The 21,160-nt window shown below is 62.1% G+C and carries 19 protein-coding genes; 4 read left to right on the top strand and 15 right to left on the bottom strand.

Annotated elements, in window-relative coordinates; genetic code table 11:
* Positions 1 to 32: 32 nt before the first annotated feature.
* The 3 genes from AB4O05_RS06010 to AB4O05_RS06000 are packed head-to-tail and all read right to left on the bottom strand — an operon-like array spanning position 33 to position 5,232.
* Positions 33 to 3,086, bottom strand: coding sequence for an efflux RND transporter permease subunit (locus AB4O05_RS06010; RefSeq protein WP_460132291.1), 3,054 nt, complete (start codon positions 3,084 to 3,086; stop codon positions 33 to 35).
* Positions 3,083 to 4,153, bottom strand: a complete 1,071-nt coding sequence (locus tag AB4O05_RS06005) for an efflux RND transporter periplasmic adaptor subunit (protein WP_460132292.1) — start codon at positions 4,151 to 4,153, stop codon at positions 3,083 to 3,085. Before AB4O05_RS06005 ends, AB4O05_RS06010 begins: the two co-directional genes overlap by 4 nt.
* Positions 4,150 to 5,232, bottom strand: coding sequence for an efflux RND transporter periplasmic adaptor subunit (locus AB4O05_RS06000; RefSeq protein ID WP_460132294.1), 1,083 nt, complete (start codon positions 5,230 to 5,232; stop codon positions 4,150 to 4,152). Before AB4O05_RS06000 ends, AB4O05_RS06005 begins: the two co-directional genes overlap by 4 nt.
* A gap of 121 nt (positions 5,233 to 5,353) precedes the next feature.
* Here AB4O05_RS06000 and AB4O05_RS05995 point away from each other — a divergent pair, with 121 nt between their 5' ends.
* Positions 5,354 to 6,517, top strand: coding sequence for an AAA family ATPase (locus AB4O05_RS05995; protein WP_460132296.1), 1,164 nt, complete (start codon positions 5,354 to 5,356; stop codon positions 6,515 to 6,517).
* Positions 6,518 to 6,833: 316 nt separating this feature from the next.
* Here the strand turns inward: AB4O05_RS05995 and AB4O05_RS05990 are convergent, their stop codons facing one another.
* The 4 genes from AB4O05_RS05990 to AB4O05_RS05975 all read right to left on the bottom strand — a co-directional run bounded on the left by AB4O05_RS05990 (position 6,834) and on the right by AB4O05_RS05975 (position 10,455).
* Positions 6,834 to 7,616: a MetQ/NlpA family ABC transporter substrate-binding protein gene (locus tag AB4O05_RS05990; protein ID WP_460132298.1), complete on the bottom strand. Its 783-nt coding sequence runs from the start codon at positions 7,614 to 7,616 to the stop codon at positions 6,834 to 6,836.
* Between the two features lie 126 nt (positions 7,617 to 7,742).
* Positions 7,743 to 8,669 (bottom strand): sigma 54-interacting transcriptional regulator, encoded by a 927-nt coding sequence (locus tag AB4O05_RS05985; RefSeq protein WP_460132300.1) that lies wholly within the window; start codon positions 8,667 to 8,669, stop codon positions 7,743 to 7,745.
* A 46-nt stretch (positions 8,670 to 8,715) separates the two neighbouring features.
* Positions 8,716 to 9,297, bottom strand: coding sequence for an alpha/beta hydrolase (locus tag AB4O05_RS05980; RefSeq protein WP_460132302.1), 582 nt, complete (start codon positions 9,295 to 9,297; stop codon positions 8,716 to 8,718).
* Positions 9,298 to 9,393: 96 nt separating this feature from the next.
* On the bottom strand, positions 9,394 to 10,455 hold the full coding sequence (locus tag AB4O05_RS05975) for a fatty acid desaturase (RefSeq protein ID WP_460132304.1): 1,062 nt from the start codon (positions 10,453 to 10,455) through the stop codon (positions 9,394 to 9,396).
* Between the two features lie 101 nt (positions 10,456 to 10,556).
* Between AB4O05_RS05975 and AB4O05_RS05970 the strand changes: the two genes are divergently transcribed.
* Entirely contained in the window at positions 10,557 to 11,561 is a 1,005-nt protein-coding gene (locus AB4O05_RS05970; RefSeq protein WP_460132306.1) for an AraC family transcriptional regulator, read from the top strand.
* A gap of 10 nt (positions 11,562 to 11,571) precedes the next feature.
* On the opposite strand, the gene AB4O05_RS05965 is transcribed toward AB4O05_RS05970, so the two are convergent.
* Both AB4O05_RS05965 and AB4O05_RS05960 read right to left on the bottom strand, forming a co-directional pair.
* On the bottom strand, positions 11,572 to 11,937 hold the full coding sequence (locus AB4O05_RS05965; protein WP_460132307.1) for a response regulator: 366 nt from the start codon (positions 11,935 to 11,937) through the stop codon (positions 11,572 to 11,574).
* A gap of 108 nt (positions 11,938 to 12,045) precedes the next feature.
* Complete coding sequence (locus AB4O05_RS05960; RefSeq protein WP_460132309.1) at positions 12,046 to 12,732, bottom strand: Crp/Fnr family transcriptional regulator; 687 nt, start codon at positions 12,730 to 12,732, stop codon at positions 12,046 to 12,048.
* Between the two features lie 83 nt (positions 12,733 to 12,815).
* On the opposite strand from AB4O05_RS05960, the gene AB4O05_RS05955 reads away from it, so the two are divergent.
* The gene (locus AB4O05_RS05955; protein WP_460132311.1) at positions 12,816 to 13,343 is read left to right on the top strand and encodes an Mpo1 family 2-hydroxy fatty acid dioxygenase; all 528 of its coding nucleotides are present in this window, start codon (positions 12,816 to 12,818) and stop codon (positions 13,341 to 13,343) included.
* Positions 13,344 to 13,388: 45 nt separating this feature from the next.
* On the opposite strand, the gene AB4O05_RS05950 is transcribed toward AB4O05_RS05955, so the two are convergent.
* The 6 genes from AB4O05_RS05950 to dibA form a co-directional block, all read right to left on the bottom strand.
* Positions 13,389 to 14,369 carry a sulfate/molybdate ABC transporter ATP-binding protein gene (locus AB4O05_RS05950; protein ID WP_460132313.1) on the bottom strand — a complete coding sequence of 327 codons (981 nt, stop codon included), beginning with the start codon at positions 14,367 to 14,369 and terminating at the stop codon, positions 13,389 to 13,391.
* A 3-nt stretch (positions 14,370 to 14,372) separates the two neighbouring features.
* Positions 14,373 to 15,245 (bottom strand): sulfate ABC transporter permease subunit CysW, encoded by an 873-nt coding sequence (cysW, locus tag AB4O05_RS05945; RefSeq protein WP_460132315.1) that lies wholly within the window; start codon positions 15,243 to 15,245, stop codon positions 14,373 to 14,375.
* Between the two features lie 12 nt (positions 15,246 to 15,257).
* Positions 15,258 to 16,076 carry a sulfate ABC transporter permease subunit CysT gene (gene cysT, locus AB4O05_RS05940; RefSeq protein ID WP_460132317.1) on the bottom strand — a complete coding sequence of 273 codons (819 nt, stop codon included), beginning with the start codon at positions 16,074 to 16,076 and terminating at the stop codon, positions 15,258 to 15,260.
* Positions 16,077 to 16,267: 191 nt separating this feature from the next.
* A complete protein-coding gene (locus AB4O05_RS05935) occupies positions 16,268 to 17,278 on the bottom strand; it encodes a sulfate ABC transporter substrate-binding protein (protein ID WP_460132318.1) in 1,011 nt (336 codons plus the stop codon).
* A 161-nt stretch (positions 17,279 to 17,439) separates the two neighbouring features.
* Complete coding sequence (gene oscA, locus AB4O05_RS05930) at positions 17,440 to 17,622, bottom strand: sulfur starvation response protein OscA (RefSeq protein ID WP_010565387.1); 183 nt, start codon at positions 17,620 to 17,622, stop codon at positions 17,440 to 17,442.
* Between the two features lie 233 nt (positions 17,623 to 17,855).
* Positions 17,856 to 19,769, bottom strand: coding sequence for a phosphodiesterase DibA (gene dibA, locus AB4O05_RS05925; protein ID WP_460132320.1), 1,914 nt, complete (start codon positions 19,767 to 19,769; stop codon positions 17,856 to 17,858).
* Positions 19,770 to 19,934: 165 nt separating this feature from the next.
* Between dibA and desA the strand changes: the two genes are divergently transcribed.
* Complete coding sequence (gene desA / locus AB4O05_RS05920; RefSeq protein ID WP_460132321.1) at positions 19,935 to 21,119, top strand: delta-9 fatty acid desaturase DesA; 1,185 nt, start codon at positions 19,935 to 19,937, stop codon at positions 21,117 to 21,119.
* Positions 21,120 to 21,160: the final 41 nt, after the last annotated feature.

Raw genomic sequence — 21,160 nt, 5'->3', positions numbered from 1 at the left:
GCGATGGCGCCCTCAAAAGCCCCGCAGATGTATCAGACCTGCTCTTTCTTCGGCTCGCGGATCTTGTACCAGGCCACATACAGCGCCGGCAAAAACAGCAGCGTCAGCAAGGTGGCAATGATGATCCCGCCAATCATTGCGTAAGCCATCGGCCCCCAGAACACTTCACGGGCGATGGGGATCATGCCCAGGCTCGCCGCCGCCGCCGTGAGCAGGATCGGCCGGCGCCGGTGCTCGGTGGCTTGCACCACCGCCTCCCACGGCGAGTAGCCGGCCACCTCATATTCGTGAATCTGCGTCACCAGGATCACCGAGTTTCGGATGATGATGCCGATCAGCGCCAGGATGCCGAGGATCGCCACAAAGCCCATGGGTGTACCCGTGGGGATCAGCGCCAGTACCACGCCAATCAAGCCCAGCGGCGCGACACTGGCCACCAGGAACATCTTTTGCACGCTGTGCAGCTGGATCATCAGGAAGGTCGCCATCAGGAACAGCATCAGCGGCACCACGCTGGCAATCGGGCCCTGGGCCTTGCCGCTTTCTTCCACGGTACCGCCGGTCTCGACCTTGTAGCCCACGGGCAGCCCCGCGCTGAATTTATCGATCTCGGGCTTGAGTTGTTTCACCAGGTCCGTGGGCTGCATCTCGTCGCGCACCGAGGCCTTGATCGTGATGGTCGGCTTGCGGTCGCGGCGCCACACCAACGGTTGTTCCAGCTCGTAACGCACGGTGGCAAACGCCAGCAGCGGAATCGAGGCACCGTTAGGCGTGACGATCTGCAGGTTCTGCAAGGTTTCCGGCGTGCCGCGTTCGGCGTCCACCGCTCGGCCCACCACGTTGATCAGGTAGATATCGTCGTGCACCTGGGTCACCGACGCACCGCTGACCACGCTGTTCATCAACTGCGCCACGTCTTCCGACGACAGCCCCAGTTGCCGCGCCTTGTCCTGGGCGATGTCGATGCGCAGGACTTTGCCCGGCTCGTTCCAGTCGTAGATGATCTCGCCCAGGTGGCTGTTGTTATCCAGCAAGGTCGCCAGTTCGATGGCGTGTTTGCGCACCTGGTCGGTGTCTTTGCCAGACACCCGGTACTGAATCGGACGCCCCACCGGCGGGCCCATTTCCAGCGGCTGCACATAGCTGCCGATGCCGACAAAGTCATCACGCAGGCGCTTCTGCAAGCGTGCAATCAAGGCGCCGCGCTCTTCCAGGCCCTTGCTGACGATCACCAACTGCGCGTAGTAGGGGTTTTCCAATTGCTGGTCCAGCGGCAGGTAGAAACGGATCGCGCCCTGGCCGATATAGGTGCTCCACCGGGAGATGTCCGGGTCGTCCTGGATGATCGCTTCGAGGCGGTCCACCACCTTGCGCGTCTCGTTGATCGAGGCATTTTGCGGCAGGTTCAGGTCGACGAGGATTTCCGGGCGGTCCGACGACGGGAAGAACTGGTTCTGTACGAACTGCATGGCGAACACCGAGGCCGCGAACAGCGCCACGGTGATGCCGATGGCCCACCAGCGGTTGCGCATGGCCCAGAGCATGCCGCCGTTGAACGCGCGGCCAATGCGCCCCGGTTCGGCGCTGTGGGGTTTCACGTTGGCGCTGAGGATATGCACGCCGATCACCGGCGCGAACAACACCGCCACCACCCACGACACCAGCATCGCCACGGCGATCACCGCGAACAGGGTAAAAGTGTATTCCCCCGCCGAGCTGGCATTGAGGCCGATCGGCACAAAACCGGCCACGGTCACCAGGGTACCGGTGAGCATCGGGAACGCCGTGGAGGTGTAGGCGTAGGTCGCCGCCTGTTCCTTGGTTTCGCCTTTTTCCAGGCGCGTGATCATCATCTCCACGGTGATCATCGCGTCGTCCACCAACAGGCCGAGGGCGATGATCAACGCACCCAGCGACACGCGCTGCATGGTGATGCCGCTGTACTCCATGAACACGAACACCAGCGCCAGCACCAGCGGGATCGAGCACGCCACCACCAGCCCGGCGCGCATCCCGAGGCTGATAAAACTCACCACCAGCACGATGATCACCGCTTCGAATAATGCGCTGGTAAAGCCGCCGACGGCCTCTTCCACCACCTCGGCCTGGTCGGAGACCTTGTGCACGCCCACGCCCACCGGCAGGTCGGCGGTGAGTTCGTCCATGCGCGTGTGCAGGGCCTTGCCGAACGACTGGATGTTGCCGCCCTTCTGCATGGCAATCGCCAACCCGATGGCCGGCTTGCCATTGAAACGGAACATCGGCCGCGCCGGGTCGACGTAGCCACGGCTGATGTCGGCAATATCCGCCAGGCGATAGAAGCGATCATTGAGCCGCAGGTTGACGTCGGCCAGGTCTTTTTCCGAGGCGAACTGCCCCGAAGTGCGCACGGAAATCCGCTCCGGGCCGGCCTCGATCACCCCGGCGGGGGTCACCGCGTTCTGCGATTGCAGGCTCTGCACCACCTGGCGCTGGTCGATGCCCAACGCCGCCAGTTTGCGCGTGGAGAAATTCAGGTAAATCACTTCGTCCTGCTGGCCGATCATCTCGACCTTGCCCAGCCCCGGCACTGCGCGGATCTCGGCGCGCACCTGCTCCACATAGTCGCGCAACTGGCGCATGGACAGGCCGTCACCGGTAAACGCATACACCGAGCCGAACACGTCTCCGAACTCATCGTTGAACGACGGCCCCTGCAAGCCCTGGGGGAAGGTGCCGCGAATGTCGTCGATCTTCTTGCGTACCTGGTACCAGGTCTCAGGGATGGCCTTGGCGCTGGTGGTGTCCTTGAGGAACACGAATACCGTGGACTCGCCCGGCCGGGTGTAGCTTTTCACATAGTCGAGGGCGTCCAGCTCTTCGAGTTTTTTCTCGATGCGGTCGGTGACCTGCTTGAGGGTTTCGTCCTGGGTCGCGCCCGGCCAGCGGGTCTGGATCACCATGGTCTTGATCGTGAACGAGGGGTCTTCCTCGCGGCCCAGGTTCAGGTAGGAGAACACGCCCATCAGCAGCGCGACGAACATCAGGTACCACACGAAGGACTGATGCTTGAGGGCCCAGTCGGATAAGTTGAAGCGGCCTTTCATCGCGGGCTGTCCTCGTCGATTTTGACTTTCTGCCCGGGGGTCAGGCTGTTCACCCCGGCCGTCACTATCCGTTCGCCCGGTTTGACGCCGTCATTGAGCAAGGCGCTGTCGGCATCCCGGCTGATCACACTGACCTCACGCGGTTGCACGGTCTGGTTTTGCGTATCGAGGAGCCAGATGCGGGTCTTGCCGTCCACTGCCTGCAGCGCGCTGAGAGGCACTTCAACGCGCGGCGCGATGGCGGTGCTCAAGGTCACACTGATGGCGGTACCCAGGCGAAACGCGGCAGGCGTCTCGGTCAGGGTCAAACGGGCGCGACGGGTACGGGTGGCGCTTTGGGCCTGGGGTTCGATCTCGCGCACGATGGCGCTGGTGTTGACGCTGGGGTCGAGTTGCCCGGCGACCAGAAACACCACATCCGGCGGCAAGCGTTCGGCGAGGCCGGCGGGCAGGTCGATCACCGCTTCCTTGACGTCCGGGCGCGCCAGGGTCACCACCTGCTGGCCGGCGCTGACCACCTGGCCGGCCTCGGCATTCCAGGCGGTGACGATGCCGGCGTGATCAGTGCGCAGTTCGGCGTAGTTGAGCTGGTCCTTGGCCTGGTTGACCGAGGCTTGGGCCTGGTCGAGGGTGGCCTGGGTGGTTTTCAGGTCGGTCTGGGCCACATCCAGCTGGGCCTGGGCGCCGACGCCACGGTTGAACAGTTCTTGCTGGCGCCGCGCGTTGGCCTGGGCATTGATGTACTGCGCCTGGACGCGGGCGAGGTCACCTTGGGCGGCGCGTAACTGGTTTTGTTGGTCGGTGGGGTCGAGCACCGCGAGCAAGGCGCCCTTCTCCACTTCGGCGCCGACATCCACGGCACGCCGGGCAATACGCCCCGGCACGCGAAAACCCAGGTTGCTTTCGTAACGGGCCTGGATGGTGCCGGCGAAGCGACCGAGGGTTTCCTGGTCTTCGGACTTCACCTGCATCGACAGCACCGGGCGCACCGCTTCCGGCGGCGATTCCTGCTTGGAGCAGGCCACCAGCAACAGGCCGGCGGCCAGTATCAGCGTCAGGCGCGTCATGGCTGCGCTCCTGGCTGGGCAATCTCGACCACCATGCCGGGGTGCAGCAGTTGCCCACCGGCTACCACGACTTTTTCGCCGCCCTTGAGGCCGTCACCGATGATGACTTTGCCGGTGAGGTAACGTGCCACGCTGACCTTGTGCAACTGCACCTTGCCGTCACCGTCGACCAGCCATACGGCGGGTTCGCTGAGGTCTTTGGTCAGTGCCGACCACGGCAGCTCGACACTGGTCTTGGCCGGAGCATGCAGGGTCGTGCTGACCACGGCGCCCAGGTCCATGCCCTGGGGCAAGGTGTTCAAGGCGATCTTCACCTGCAAGGTGCCGCTGGTGGCGTTCACCGCCGGGGTGGTCTCGCGGATTTTGCCGGTGGTCTGCACCTGGGGTTTATCCAACAACTTGACCGTCATCACGTCATCATTGGCCGGTTCCACCAACAGCGACTCATACACGTCGAACACCGCGTCGCGCTCGCCATCGCGGGCCAGGCTGAAGATCGGCACGGTGGCCTGCACCACCTGGCCCACTTCCGCCTGGCGCGCGGTAATCACACCGGGGGCTTCGGCAATCAGGGCGGTGTAGCCCAGTTGCTCGCGGGCATTGGCCAATTGGGCCTGGGCCGCCGCCAGCGCGCTTTGGCTGCTGCGCAAGGCCGCCTGGGCGGCGTCGTACTCACTGCGGCTGGTGTAGCCCTTGGGCAGGAGTTTTTCCTGGCGCACAAAGGCGGCGGCGGTCTGCTTGACCCGCGCCTGCTCGGCCACGACCTGGGCCTGGGCTGAATCGACGTTGGTCTGCAGGTCCTTGGGATCGAGCCTGGCCAGCACTTGCCTGGCGCTGACGCGGTCGCCCACATCGACCATGCGCTGGATGATCTTGCCGCCCACGCGAAAGGACAAGTCCGTTTGCACACGCGCCTGGATATCCCCGGTGAGCGTCACCGCCGCGGCGAAATCCGCCGATTGCACTGTCTGCACAAACACCCGCGAATGGGCCTTGGGCTCGGCTGTTTCCTGGCCACACCCGCTCAAGAGCGTCACCAGGCCAAATCCGAAAATACAGGTGGAAATACGACCGCCCATGCAGGCTCCTTTTGCGTGATGCCGACTTGCCAGTGTGCATGCGACTGTGAGCGTAGTTGAGGGTTCCTTATCTGCATGGAGGCTCCCATACTCCAATGGTTCCCAAGCCGATCGAATGCTCATGCTCAAGACCCTCGCCGTCGCCAATTACCGCTCGATCAACACATTGGTAGTGCCACTGGGCCGGCTCAACCTGATTACCGGCCCCAATGGCAGCGGCAAGTCCAACCTGTACCGCGCCTTGCGCCTGCTGGCGGAAACCGCCCAAGGCGGGGTGATCAATGCGCTGGCGCGCGAGGGCGGGCTGGATTCGACCTTCTGGGCCGGCCCCGAGACCATCAGCCGACGTATGCATACCGCTGAAGTGCCAGTGGAGCCCAGCGTGCGTAAAGGCGCTCGGCGCCTGCGCCTGGGGTTTGCCGCCGAAGATTTCAGCTACGCCATCTCGCTCGGCTTGCCGGAGCCGGTGCCCAAGACCGAATTCAGGCTGGACCCGCAAATCAAAAAGGAATGCATCTGGGCCGGCCACCTGTACCGTCCGGCCAGCCTGCTGGTGCAACGCTCTGGCCCCATGGTGCGCGCCCGCGACGGCCGCGCCTGGGATGTGCTGGCCCAGCACACACCCAACTACCACAGCTTGTTCGACCAGGTCGGCAGCCTGCGTGGCTCGCCTGAGGTGTTGGTGCTGCGCGAAAACATTCGTGGCTGGCGCTTTTATGACCATTTTCGCAGCGATGCGGACGCCCCCGTGCGCCAGCCGCAACTGGGCACGCGCACGCCCGTGCTGCACCACGACGGCCGCGACCTGGCGGCAGCGTTGCAGACCATTCGCGAGATCGGCGATCCCGAGGCATTGCAGCGCGCGGTCAGCGATGCGTTCCCCGGCGCGCGCTTGAACATCCAGCCCTTGCAGGGTGGACGCTTTGCCATCGAGTTTTATCAGGAAGGCCTGCTGCGGCCGTTGTCGGCGGCGGAGCTGTCGGACGGCACCTTGCGCTACCTGCTGCTGATCGCCGCGCTGCTCACGCCACGGCCACCGACCATGATGGTGCTGAACGAGCCGGAAACCAGCCTGCACCCGGATTTGCTGCCGGCGTTGGCGCGCTTGATTGTCCTGGCGTCCGAACACTGCCAGGTGTGGGTGGTGTCCCACGCCAGCCGCTTGATTGCGGCCTTGCAGCAGGATAAAGGGTGCAATTCGATTGTGCTGGAGAAGGTGCTGGGGGAAACGCGGATAGTCGGGCAAGGGGTTTTGGATGCGCCGGCCTGGCATTGGCCGCAGTAGCGGGGGTGCCTGTATCAGCGTCATCAGTCAGTTTTTTTACCCACACATTCGCGGGTTGGCCAGGTGCCAGCTATGGTAGGTGGGTCTGTAATTCGAGGGATTGAATCATGAATAACGCGAAACCCATTGACCCGCAGGAGCTGGTGAAATGGTTGGTGGCATTGCGCCGGGCAATCAATAGCCGTGACCTCTAGGTCACTTTAGATCCGAATGTGGGAGCAGCCCACTCCCACAGTTTTTTTGTATTTCAGTCATAAAAAACGCCGACGCTGTATGAGCCGCCGGCGTTGAAACCGTGAACGGGTGTCGAGTTACCTCAGAACGCCGGCACCACCGCGCCGTTGTACTTCTTCTCGATGAAGGCTTTGACTTCCGGGCTGGTCAGGGCCTTGGACAGTTTCTGGATAGCGTCGCTGTCCTTGTTGTCCGGGCGGGCCACCAGGAAATTCACGTACGGCGACTTGGCGTCTTCGATGATCAGTGCATCCTTGGCCGGGTTCAGGCCAGCTTCCAGGGCGTAGTTGGTGTTGATCATGTCCAGGTCAACCTGGTCCAGCACGCGAGGCAGCAGGGCGGATTCCAGTTCCTTGAATTTCAGGTGTTTCGGGTTGCCGACGATGTCTTTTGGCGTGGACAGGGCATTGGTCGGGTCTTTGAGGGTAATCACGCCGGCTTTCTGCAGCAGCAACAGCGCGCGGCCACTGTTGGAGCCTTCGTTCGGGATGGCGACAGTGGCGCCGTCTTTGAGCTCGGAAATATTCTTGATCTTTTTCGAGTAACCACCGAAGGGTTCAACGTGCACACCAACCACGGTGACCAGGTTGGTGCCCTTGCCCTTGTTGAAGTTTTCCAGGTACGGCAGGGTCTGGAAGTAGTTGGCGTCCAGGCGTTTTTCGGCGACCTGTACGTTTGGCTGCACATAGTCGGTGAAGACTTTGATTTGCAGGTCCACGCCTTCTTTGGCCAGGGTCGGCTTGATCAGCTCGAGAATCTCGGCGTGCGGCACCGGGGTGGCGGCCACCACCAGTTTCTCGTTGGCTTGGGCGAAGCTTGCAACCAGGGCAGCCGCGAGTGCGGTAAACAACAGAACCTTTTTCATGCAGTGTCCTTATCGGAATTGCGGGGCGTCACTGACGACCGTTTTTATGTGAAGTGCCAGCGAAGTGCTATCGCGGCATGCAGGGGACAATACCTAGATTTTTTATTCCCGAACAATATCTTTTATTCACGTTGATATTCCATTTTGCTCATACAGGAATTGACGCAGTGTTTCCTGCTCCGCAGGGCTGGCGCTGTGGAAGATCCGCCGTACCTGTTCCAACGGCGAACTCGCCAGTGGCAGGTTCAAATGCTCGGGCAGAATCTCCTCGCCGCTGCTCACCAGCAAGGCAAAGTGAATGACGTTTTCCAACTCACGGGTATTGCCCGGCCAGCTGTGGCGCTCCAGTACGCGCTGGGCGGCTTCACTGATCAGCGGCACCGGCAAGCCCAGGCGCTGACTGTAGATGCCGAGGAAGTATTCGGCCAATGACAGGATGTCGCCCACCCGCTCGCGCAACGCCGGCAGCTCGAGCCGGCCCTCGCTCAAGTAATGGAACAGCCGCTCATGGAACTTGCCCGCCGCCACGGCCTGGGCCAGGTCAATGCTGGTGGCCGCCACCAGGCGCACGTCTACCGGGCTGGGCTGATGGGCACCGACGCGGATGACTTCGTGGTTTTCCAGGGCGGCGAGCAGCTTGACCTGGATCGGCAGCGGCAAGTCGCCAATCTCATCCAGGTACAAGGTGCCGCCATTGGCCGAACCAAACCACCCGGCCCGGCTGCTGGCCGTGCCACTGTGACTGCCGGCGACGTAGCCGAACAGCTCGGCATCGGCGTAGGTGGGGCTGATCGCGCCGCAATTGACCGAGACAAACAGGCCGGCGCGATCGCTGCCACGGTGGATATGTCGCGCCAGCAGTTCTTTGCCGCTGCCGGTCTCGCCGCGAATCAACACGGGCAAGGCGCGGGGGGCGAGGCTTTCCAGCTCTTCACGCAGCGTGCGCGAACGCGGGTCGACAAACACCAGCGCCTTGGCACGGATGCTCAACGGGCTCTTTTCCGCATCGGGAAAGGTCAGCAGTGGCTGGCCGTGGGTTTCATGCAGGCTCATGGCAGACTCCCGCCCCATCCACTCAGGGACGGGGCGTTGAAAAATATCAGGCGCTGCGCCGAGCATGCTGCTCGAGGCGGTTTTGCAGACGATAGAGATAGGCAAAGCCTTGCTCCCAACGCCGGTGGCCGGACTTCACATTGATATGCCCGGCGCCCGCGAGGATGCCGGCTTCGGCCCCCCAATTGCGGGCCAGCTCCAGCGCACGCGGGGCGCTGACGGCACTGTCGTTGTCGGAGCTGACCACCTGGCTTGGAAACGGCAGCAGGTCGGTGGGGATCGGCGCGAAGTTGCGCAGGGCGGGCGCGCAGGCCGGGCGTTCGACATCGGCCGGGGCCACCAGCAAGGCGCCACGCACCTGGCGCAGGCACCGCGCCGGGGCGTTGGCGGCCCAGTGGGCCACGGTGATGCAACCCAGGCTGTGGGCGATCAGGATCACCGGCGTATCGTCGGCCGCGATCGCCTCGGCCAGCGCGGCCACCCAGTCTTCACGGCGCGGCGTCAGCCAATCGGCCTGCTCCACGCGCGCACTGTTGGGCAGGCTCTTCTGCCAGTGGCTTTGCCAATGATCTTCTGGCGATCCTTGCCAGCCCGGCACGATCAGGTAACGAATCGACTCGCTGTGCATGGGGGTGCCCTCCTGCAGCGTTTAACGTTGCAGGCCAGTATAGGGACGAGGGCTATGTTCGTTAAGGAATAAGAAGCTATTTATTAATAACCAAACTCAAGCTTCATGGGTCAAGTTGGGCGACACCATGGGCTCAAGTCGGTTGGCTCGCCTGAACGTGCCAACGTCATTGAAGCGCACGCCCATCTCGGCCATGACCTTGTGGGCCACCTTGGCGGTCATCTGGCGGATGTAGAACGGCTCCTTCACCACAAAATGGTGGATGCCATGGGTGCTGCCGAAGTTGAAGCAGAACGCCTGCAACGGCCATAGCCACCAGGGGTTCAACACTTGGGTCTGCTGGATCACATTGCCCAGCTCCACATCGCCGTAGTAGTGCATGTTGGAGCTGACAAAGTGCAGGCAAAAGGTACGCAGCACGTTGGGGCCGATGATCACCACGGCGGCGATGTCGATCACGTGCATCATCTGCAAGGTGCCGGCGGACCAGTCGATGGGCGCGCCCAGCAGGCCGGCGACGCCGTTGGCGGCATGAAAGCCGAGGAACACGTACCACGCGCCCCAATGCAGCAGCGCCAGCGGTGCATAGACCAGCAGCGAGCGTTTGAGGATCTTGAGTTTGTGACCCCAGGTCTTGGCGCGCAGCATGCGGATAAACGCTGACATCACGTTATCGCCCACCATCAGCAAGCGCGCCAACCCCCAGGGTTCGCCATTGGTGATCGCGCGCTCTTCCATATCGGTCTCGGTGCCGGACACCTTGTGGTGGTTGAGGTGCAGGTGCCGACGTATCCACGGGTTGATCGTGCTTGGCCGCGCCAGCCACACCAGGCCCATCATCAGGTTGTGCGGCACGCGCTGTTTGCGAAAGTACATGCTGTGGATCAGGTCATGTTCCAGCTCGTGGGTCAGCGAAGCCAGGAAGGCATTGAGCAGCAGGCAGGCCCACCAGGCCATATGGCCGCTGATATAGAGCGCCGCCGAGCCCAGCATGCCCAGCAGGGCAAACGCCAGGATGCCCGCGCCCAGGGCGTCCTGATGCTGCAACCACGGGTGCTGCCGACGCAAACGCACACCTTCGGCGAGTACCACCTCACGAATATGCGCTGAACGCTGCTGCGCGTTCATCTGCTGGGGACTTGCAGAAGTACCGTCCATGCTCCCATCCTCTTATTCATTGACGCTGACATCCTGCACCAGGCCTGGTTGCAGGACGCTAGCCCCACACGCCAACCTGTTGACCGCAAGCGCCAATCGCCATGACCGAACCCACCTCCCTCGCCAGCTGGACCCGTGCCCTGCGCAAGCAGCTCGACGCCCTGGGCCTCGACAGCGCCGCGCTGTGCCTCGCGGCCGGGCTCGACCCGCAGCAGATGGACGATCCCAACGCGCGCTACCCGTTGTCAGCGACCACGCGCTTGTGGGAACTGGCGGTGCAGACCAGCGGCGATCCGGCGATTGGTTTGCGCGTGTCGCGGTTCGTCAGCCCCACCACCTTTCATGCGTTGGGCTATGCGCTGGTGGCCAGTGGCAGCCTGCGGGAAGTGTTCGAGCGCATCGTGCGTTATCACCAGGTGGTCAGTGATGCCCTGACGCTGGAACTGACCCGGGAGGGTGAGCGCTATCGTTTTCGCCTGCTGCAACCCCAGGGCAGCCCGGCGCCGGCGCTGGAAGCCATCGATGCGTTTGCGGCGATCTATGTACGCACCTGCCGCAACCGCCTGGGCCGGGACTACGCGCCCTTGGCCGTTTATTTAAAGCGTGCGGAACCGATTGATCCTCACCCCTGGCACACGGTGTTCCGCGCCCCGGTATTTTTTGGCGCCATCGAGGACTGCCTGGAGTTCAGGGCCCTGGACTTCGACAGCCACCTGGACGATGCCAACCCGGAGCTGGCCGAACATAACGAAACCGTGCTCAAGCGCACCCTCGCCCAGCTGCAGCCACTGACCTGGGAACGCAAGGTGCGCGCGGCGATCGAGGCGCAACTGCCCGACGGCGAGCCGAGCGCCGAGCGCATCGCCCAGGCATTGCATTTGAGTTTGCGCAGCTTGCAGCGGCACCTGGCGGATGAAGGGTGCCGCTTTGATGCGTTGCTCAACGAGTGCCGACAGAACCTGGCATTGCTGCACTTGCGCGACCCGCAGTGCTCATTGGCCGAGATCAGCCATTTGTTGGGGTTTGCCGATACCAGCAGTTTCAATCGGGCGTTCAAGCGGTGGACGGGGATGACACCGGGGCAGTTTCGCGATGGGTTGCGCTAGGAGCCGGGCATCAGCGCCCACGATCACGTCGCAATAATTTGCGCACCCGTGCCACCAATGCCTTGGCATCGAACGGCTTGAGCAGGTAATCATCCTCATGCAACTCCAGCCCGCGCAGGCGATCTTCGATGCCGCCTGGGGTGGTCAGGAACAATACGGGCGTGTCACCCCTCTGCCGGATGGCCTGCTGCAACTTCCAGGCATTCAAGCCCGGCAGCATCACGTCGAGGATGATCAGGTCGTACTCGACGCTTTCCACGAACCGCTGCGCCGCCATGCCGTTGGCGGCGACTTCCACGCCGAAACCGGCCTCGCTCAGGCCCTGGGCCATGCGTTGCGCCAGTTGGGGCTGATCTTCAACTAACAACACCTGCATGCCTTACCTCTGGGTTTGTGAACGCTTGCGCTGGCTAACGTTGCCGACGGCCAGCCACCTTAACAGCTTGCCTGAGTTGCTGTTGCGTTCTTCCCCGAGAGGCCAGGTTCAGCGGCCTGCGGCCTGCCTCAAGCCTGGCAGGTCCAGCACCTCGATCGCGCCGTAACTCAGGCCGATGATGCCCTGCTGCTCCAATGCCTTGAGCAGGCTGTTGGTAGTTTGCCGCGACAAGCCCAACATCGCCGCCAGATCCTCCTGAGGCAGTTGCAGCATGCGCCGCGCCTGGTCTATCTCACCGTAGCCTTCAGCGATCATCAGCAACCGATGGGCCAGGCGCGTCGACGCGGGCATCAGGCTCATCTGTTCGATATTGATCAACGACAGGCGCAGTTTGTGGCTCATCAACAAAGCCACGTCGCGCCAGTACGCCGGGTGCTCGGCGAGGAGGTCGAGCATCGACGCCTGTGGCACCTGCAACAGCGTGCACGGCCCCATGGCCATCGCGTCGTGGGTACGCGGCAAGTTATCGAACAGGCAGATTTCGCCGAACCAGTAAGGCGTTTCGACCAGGCTCAACACCGCTTCCTTGCCCTGGGCATTGACTGCGCTGATGCGCACCGCGCCTTTCAGCACCGCATACAGGCCGCAGGGCGGGTCGCCGCGCTTGAACAGGCATTGCCCCGCCGTCAGCGAGCGCAGCCGCGCGGCTGCCAGCAAACGACGTTGCAGATCCACAGGCAGGTGGCGGAACCAGTGACCGCTCGCGAGGTGGTGGTGCCATTGCTCTGCGTCCATGGGAACTCCGAAGATTGTCGCCCAGTTGACAGTTAGTCACAGGCTGACAGGGCATGATCAAACATCCTACAGGAGGAATAACAATGAAAAGCCTCGTCGACCACCTCAGTCAATACGCCGCCTACCACCGCGACCCGCGCAATATCGCCAGCCACTTTATTGGCATCCCGCTGATTGTGGTCGCCGTAGCGGTACTGCTGTCGCGCCCCGAATGGGCAATGGGCGGCCTGTGGATTTCCCCCGCCGTGATTGTCGCGTTGTTGTCGGCGTGGTTTTACCTGCGCCTGGAACTGGCACTGGGCATGCTGATGAGCGCGCTGATGGGTTTATCGGTATGGGCCGGGCATGTATTGGCGGCGCAGAGCACCCTGGTGTGGCTCGGCAGCGGCCTTGGGATGTTCGTGGTGGGCTGGGTAATTCAGTTTGTCGGGCACTACTACGAAGGCAAAAAGCCTGCGTTCGTGGACGATGTATCGGGGTTGATTGTGGGGCCGCTGTTTGTGGTGGCGGAGTTGGCGTTTCTGCTCGGGGGGCGGCAGGAGCTGAAACAGCAGATCGAAGAGCGCTCGGGGCCAGTCGCTCGCCGCGATCTAAAGCCGAGAGAAGTCTGAATGTGGGAGGGGGTTGCCCCTCCCACATCAGGTATTGCGGGGTTGTCAGGCTTTTTGCCAGACCTTGGGTTTGAAGAACAGCGTCTCGCCGCGCGCCAGGCCGGTCAGGCTGTCATGGTCCTTCACCACTTCGGCTTCGATGAGCTCAGGCTGGCCTTCGACCTTCAAGGTCACTCGCGTGGTGGCGCCCAGTGGGCGAATATCGCGCACTTCAGCGGCCAGGTGATCTTCCAGTTCATGGCGCGACAACGACACTTCGTGCGGGCGGAACAGCACATGTTTGTCTTCGCCCAGATGCAGGCGGTTGGAGTCGCCGAGGAAGTGGTAGACGAAATCGCTGGCCGGGTTTTCGTAGACATCGCCCGGTGAGCCGATCTGCTCGATCACGCCCTTGTTCATCACCACGATACGGTCGGCGACTTCCATGGCTTCTTCCTGGTCGTGGGTCACGAACACCGAGGTCAGGTTGATGTCTTCGTGCAGGCGCGCCAGCCAGCGGCGCAGCTCTTTACGCACCTTGGCGTCAAGCGCGCCGAAGGGTTCGTCCAGCAGCAGCACTTTCGGCTCTACCGCCAGCGCACGGGCCAGGGCGATACGCTGGCGCTGGCCACCGGAGAGTTGTTCCGGGTAGCGGTCCGACAGCCAATCGAGCTGCACCATATTCAGCAATTCGTGCACCTTGGTTGCGATCTGGCTTTCGGTGGGCCGCTGGTTTTTCGGCTTCATGCGCAGGCCGAAGGCGACGTTGTCGAACACCGTCATGTGGCGAAACAGCGCGTAGTGCTGGAACACAAAGCCCACGTTGCGATCACGCACGTCGTGGCCGGAGACGTCTTCCCCGTGGAACACGATGCTGCCATCGTCCGGGGTTTCCAGGCCTGCGATGATGCGCAGCAAGGTGGTCTTGCCACAGCCGGACGGGCCCAGCAACGCCACCAGCTCGCCACTCTGGATGTCCAGGTTGATGCTGTTCAGGGCCTTGAAGGCGTTGAAGTTCTTGCTGACATTACGGACTTCGATCGACATGACTTATTCCTCACCGGCGCTTTTGCGCAGGCGGTTGATACGGTTCTCGCTCCACTGCTTGAGCAGCAGGATGAAGAGCGCCAGGATCAGCAACAGGCTGGCCACCGCGAACGCGGCAACGTGGTTGTATTCGTTGTAGAGAATCTCGACGTGCAGCGGCAGGGTGTTGGTGACCCCGCGAATGTGCCCGGACACCACCGACACCGCGCCGAACTCGCCCATGGCGCGGGCAGTACACAGCACCACGCCGTAGATCAGGCCCCATTTGATATTCGGCACGGTCACGTGCCAGAACATCTGCCAACCATTGGCGCCGAGCAGGCGCGCGGCTTCTTCCTCCTGGGTGCCCTGCTCCTGCATCAGCGGGATCAGTTCACGGGCCACGAACGGCACGGTGACGAAGATGGTGGCGAGCACGATGCCCGGCAGGGCGAACACGATCTGGATGTCATGCGCCTGCAGCCACGGGCCGAAGAAGCCTTGCGCACCGAACATCAGCACATAGACCAGGCCGGCGATCACTGGCGACACCGAGAACGGCAGGTCGATCAAGGTGACCAGGATGCTTTTGCCACGGAACGAGTACTTGCTCACGCACCACGCGGCGCTGACGCCGAACACCACATTGAGCGGCACCGAGATCAACACCGCGATCACCGTGAGTTTCAGCGCCGACAGTGCATCGGGTTCCAGAATCGCGGCAAAGAACGCCCCCAGGCCGTTCTTCAGGCCCTGGGACACCACGATAAACAGCGGCAGCAACAGGAACAGAAAGAACACCAGCCAACCCAGGCCGATCAGGATGCGTCGCGACGTGGCACTGCCACGCCGGGCAGCGTTGGCCGAGGACACGGCGGAAATAGACGATTGGGACATGTTCCGCGCCTCCTATGGACGTTCGATGCGCCGCTGCAACAAGTTGATCAGCAGCAGCAAAACAAAGGAAACCACCAGCATCAGCACGCCGATGGCGGTGGCGCCGGTGTAGTCGTATTGGTCGAGCTTGACCATGATCAGCAGCGGCAGGATCTCGGTTTTCATCGGCATGTTGCCGGCGATGAAGATCACCGAACCGTACTCACCCACGCCACGGGCAAACGCCAGGGCGAAGCCGGTCAGCCAGGCCGGCAGCAAGGCGGGTACGAGGATGTAACGGAACACCTGCAGCGGCTTGGCGCCCAGGCAGGCGGCGGCTTCTTCGACTTCCCGGGGGATGTCGGCGAGCACCGGCTGCACCGTGCGCACCACGAAGGGCAGCGTGACAAACGTCAGCGCCAGGGTGATACCCAACGGCGTGTAGGCGATCTTGAAGCCCAGGTCAGCGGCAAACTGGCCGACCAGGCCGGTCGGCGTGTACAGCGCGGTCAGCGCGATACCGGCCACGGCGGTGGGCAGGGCGAACGGCAGGTCGATCATCGCATCGATGATCTTGCGGCCGGGGAAGGTGTAGCGCACCAGCACCCAGGCCAGCAGCGTGCCGATCACGCCGTTGATCAGCGCGGCATACAGCGCGGTGCTGAAGCTCAGTTTCAATGCCGCCAGCACACGCGGTGCGGTGATGATGTGCCAGAACTGATCCCAGGTCAGTTGAGCGGCGTGTACAAACATCGCCGCCAGGGGGATGAGTACGATCAAGCTGAGGTACACCACGGTGTAACCCAGCGTCAGCCCGAAGCCGGGTATGACGGGGGAAATACGACGCGACATAAGAGTCCTTGGTTAGCGAAACGGACATGCAAAACCCGCACACGGATGCGGGCTCTTGGTTCCTGTAGGAGCGGGCTTGCCCGCGAAGCGCGTCAACGATAACGCGGGCAGTCTGGATGCCGGCGGTGCCTTGATATTTTTCGCGAGCAAGAACTAGGCGTCCCCCTCGCTCCTACAGTGATCGGTGTTGGTTATTGCGCCGTGTAGATCTGGTCGAACACGCCACCGTCATTGAAGAATTTCGGTTGGGCAGTTTTCCAGCCGCCGAAGTCTTTGTCGATAGTCACCAGGTCCAGTTTCGGGAACTGTTGGGCGTATTTGGCGGCGACCTTTTCATCGCGTGGGCGGTAGAAGTTTTTCGCCGCAATCTCCTGGCCTGCCGGGCTGTACAGGTGCTTGAGGTATTCGGTGGCGATCTCGGCATTGCCCTTTTTCTCGGCGTTCTTGTCGACCACGGCCACCGGCGGCTCGGCGAGGATCGACAGGGACGGCACGACGATGTCGAACTTGTCGGCGCCGCCGTCTTCTTTCAGCGCCAGGAACGCCTCGTTTTCCCAGGCCAGCAACACATCGCCCTGGCCGTTGTTGACGAACGTGATGGTCGAACCGCGCGCGCCGGTGTCGAGGATCGGCACGTGCTTGAACAGCGCTTTCACGTACTCCTGGGCCTTGGCTTCGCTGCCACCCGCCTTGAGACCATAGGCCCAGGCCGCGAGGAAGTTCCAGCGCGCACCGCCGGAGGTTTTCGGGTTCGGGGTGATCACCGACACGTCCTGCTTGATCAGGTCGCCCCAGTCCTTGATGCCTTTAGGGTTGCCCTTGCGCACCAGGAACACGATGGTCGAGGTGTACGGGGTGCTGGCATCCGGCAGGCGGGTTTGCCAGTTTTCCGGCAGGGTCTTGCCCAGCTTGGCGATTTCATCGATGTCGCCGGCCAGGGCCAGGGTCACCACGTCGGCGCGCAGGCCGTCGATCACCGCCCGGGCCTGCTTGCCCGACCCTCCGTGGGATTGCTGGATCTTGACGTTATCGTCGGGGTGGGACTGCTTCCAGAAGTGAGTGAACTCTGCGTTGTAGTCCTGGTACAGCTCACGGGTAGGGTCATACGAGACGTTGAGCAACTCGTAGTCCTTGGCAACGGCGGAACCGGCAAACACGGCACTGGCCAACGCGGCCAGGGCATAACGGCGAATCGACGACATAGAAGGCTCCTGAAATTCTGGGGTGTTGACTGACGCCTGTAGGTAGGAGCGAGCTTGCTCGCGAAAAGCTTGAGGGCAACGCGTTGCACCTGATGCGCAGCGTTATCGTTGCGGTTTTTCGCGAGCGAGCTCGCTCCTACAGGGTCTGTCGCCGTTCTTGCTTAGGCCGGTTTGTTACCCGGGTTCTGCAAACGGAATTTTTCCTTGCGTTCGATCTGTACCACTTGCGCGTTGTGCACGGTGATTTCCACCGCACCGAACCGCAGATCGCGCAGGGCGCTCTGGATCTCACGCAAAATGGCTGCTTCGTCCTGGCCGTCGACGCTACGTAGAGAGGCGCTCATGGTCTCGCTCCTGAAATGAATAGTGCCTGGCAGTGGCGGCACTGCTTGCGGCGTGAGGGCGATAGTAGACAAGCGCTGATATTCTTAAAAATACTATTTAAGAATTTTTATATAACCAAAAAGAATTTTCTGGCGAGACATGGGGTTGCAACGGTTTTCAACTTGAAAATACGGGCGCAAGGGCACTGCCCATTCCTGTGGCGAGCCCGCTCTCCCACAGGTTGCGCGTAGTTTCACATGCGGATTGCCGGAGCGTTTGCCCAATCAATGTCCTGGGCCGGCATCGGGCGGCCAAACCAGTAGCCCTGCCCCATGTCGCATTGCTGATCCAACAGGAATCGCGCCTGCTCCACCTGCTCGATCCCCTCGGCGTGCACCTGCATGCCCATGCTTTTCGCCAACGCGATCACCACACGCACAATCGCAGCGTCGTCTTCGTCCCCCGGCAACCCGGTGACAAAGCCCTGGTCGATCTTGAGCTTTTGCACCGGCAGGCGCTTGAGGCGCAGCAGCGACGAATAGCCGGTACCAAAATCGTCGATGGCCAGGCGCAGGCCCAGTTCGCGCAGGCGGTGCAGTTGTTCCAAGGCCACTTCGGGGTCTTCCATCACCGCGCTTTCGGTGACTTCCAGCTCAAGGAAAGCCGGGTCCAGGCCGGTGTCATGCAGCACCTGGGCGACTTGCCCGTAGAGCTCGCGCCGGGCAAACAGGCGGCTGGAGACGTTAACGGCGATAAAGCTCAGCGCGACGCCGTCGGCCAGCCATTGGCACATCTGGCGGCAAGCCTGGTCCATCACCCAGGCGTCGATATCGGCAATCAGGCCGGTGCGCTCGGCGATGGGGATAAACTCCCCCGGCGGCACCAGGCCGCGTTCCGGGTGTTGCCAACGCACCAGTGCCTCCACGCCGATCAGGCGGCTGTCGCGCAGGCTGTGCACCGGCTGGTAATAGACGCGCAGTTCCTGCTGGTGCAGGGCACGACGCAGGTCGCTGGCGATTTCCACGCGGTTCTGCGCGTGGGCGGTGAGTTCTTCGGTGTACAAGGCGTAGCCTTCGCGCCCGGCACTCTTGGCCTTGAACAACGCCGAGTCGGCATTGCGCAGCAGTTGTTCGGCGCTCAGGGCGTCACTGGGGAACAGGCTGATGCCGACGCTGGCGCTGATAAACAGTTGGTGGCCGTCGAAGATGAACGGCTGCTTCATCACATCGAGCATGCGTTGCGCCAATGCCGCCGCCTGCACCACCTGTGAACAACTTTCCGCGAGCACCGCGAACTCGTCGCCTCCCAGGCGCGCCAGGGTCACGCCGGGGCCAAGCAGGCCCTTGAGGCGTTCGCCCAGCAGCTTGAGCAACTGGTCGCCGACGTTATGGCCGAGGCTGTCATTGATGATCTTGAAGTGGTCCAGGTCCAGCAACAGCAGCGCGCAGCCTCGCTTGTGGAGCTGCGCCGAGGCCAGCGCCTGCTCGGCGCGGTCGGTGAACAGCAGGCGGTTAGGCAGATCGGTCAACGGGTCGTGATGAGCCAGGTGCGCCAGTTCGTGTTCGGAATTCTTGATAGCACTGATGTCTGAAAATACCGCGACGTAATGGCTGACCTGGCCATGATCGTCCTGAATCGCGCGGATGGTTTGCCATTGTGGATAAATCTCGCCACTTTTGCGGCGGTTCCAGATTTCCCCGCTCCATTCACCGCAGCTCTCCAGAAGCTGGAACATCTTTTGGTAAAAACCCGACGAATGGCGTCCGGACTTGAACAGGCTCGGTTGTTGGCCCAAGACGTCTTCGCACTGATAGCCGGTGATTTCCATGAACGCCCGATTCACATGCACGATCTGGCCCTGGGCATCGGTGACCAGCACCCCTTCACGGGTGCAATCGAACACGGCGGCGGCCTGGCGCAGGCGCTCGCGGTTCTCTTGCAACGGCTGCTGCAACTGGTGGGCCCGGGCAAAACGGGCATACATCAGGAAAATCAACACCGCGCTGAACGCCACCCACACATAGCCGCGCACCTGCAGCCAGTGGTCCACGTCAATCGGGTTATCGAGAAACTCGATCAATGCACGTTGAGTCAGGCCTATCCAGGCACTCGAAACCAGCAGGTATACCAGCCCCGCACGCAGGGCACCTCGGCATGAAAACAGCATATAGCCAGTAATCCTTACGCAAAAACAGCATCACCCCACAACGGCTGCGGATTATAGAATAAGAAACATCCAGTCACTTCTATCTGAAAGGGCGGCTGGTTTTCTCTGTAGGCTTAGTGATAATGCGTGAGCTGGTTTTTTCTTTATCTGAGGGCCATACAGCCTATGTGGTACAACGGTTTTCTTGACCTGTCAGCCTGGCAACTGGTGGCAGTGACTCTGTTGATGACCCACGTGACCATTGTTGGGGTCACGGTTTATCTGCACCGCTATTCAGCCCACCGCTCCCTGGAGCTCAATGCAGGCCTGAAACACTTCTTCCGCTTCTGGCTGTGGCTGACCACGGCGCAGAACACCCGCGAGTGGACCGCCATCCACCGCAAGCACCACGCCAAATGTGAAACCGTCGACGACCCGCACAGCCCGGTGATCAAGGGCCTGTCCACCGTGTTGCGCAAAGGCGCCGAGCTGTACCGCGCCGAGGCGGAAAACCCCGAGACCCTGCGCATCTACGGCAAGAACTGCCCGGACGACTGGATCGAGCGCAAGCTCTACACCCCCTACCCGCTGCTGGGCGTGGCGATCATGGGCGTGATCGACCTGCTGCTGTTCGGCACCATCGGCATCACCATCTGGGCCATCCAGATGATGTGGATTCCGTTCTGGGCCGCCGGCGTGATCAACGGCCTGGGCCATGCCGTGGGCTATCGCAACTTCGAATGCCGTGACGCGGCGACCAACCTGGTGCCCTGGGGCATCATCGTCGGCGGCGAAGAGCTGCACAACAACCACCATACCTATCCCAACTCCGCCAAGCTGTCGGTGAAAAAATGGGAATTCGACCTCGGCTGGGCGTGGATCAAGGTGTTCAGCTTCCTGCGCCTGGCCAAGGTGCAGCGCGTGGCACCGATTGCGCACCGCGTCGAAGGCAAGGGCCACCTGGACATGGACACCGCCATGGCGATCCTCAACAACCGCTTCCAGATCATGGCCCAGTACCGCAAGCTGGTGATCGGCCCGCTGGTCAAGCAGGAGCTGGACAAGGTCGATCACTCGGTACGCCACCAGTTCCACCGCGCCAAGCGCCTGCTGTCGCGGGAAACCAGCCTGCTGGACGACCGCCATCACCTGCGCATCCAAAACATGCTGGAGCACAGCCAGGCCCTTAAAGTGATCTACGAAAAACGCCTGGCGCTGCAGCAGATCTGGCTCAAGACCAGTTCCAACGGCCACGACATGCTCGCTGCGATCAAGGAATGGGTGCACGAGGCCGAGGCGAGCGGCATCCAGTCACTGCGTGATTTTGCTCACCAACTGAAGACCTATTCGCTGCGCCCCGCAGCGGTGTGACAATGCCGTGGGAGGGCCAGCCCTCCCACGCACCATCTTTT

It is taken from the genome of Pseudomonas sp. S1_G07 (genome assembly GCF_054668565.1).
This window is presented reverse-complemented; position numbering and strand designations above follow the sequence as displayed.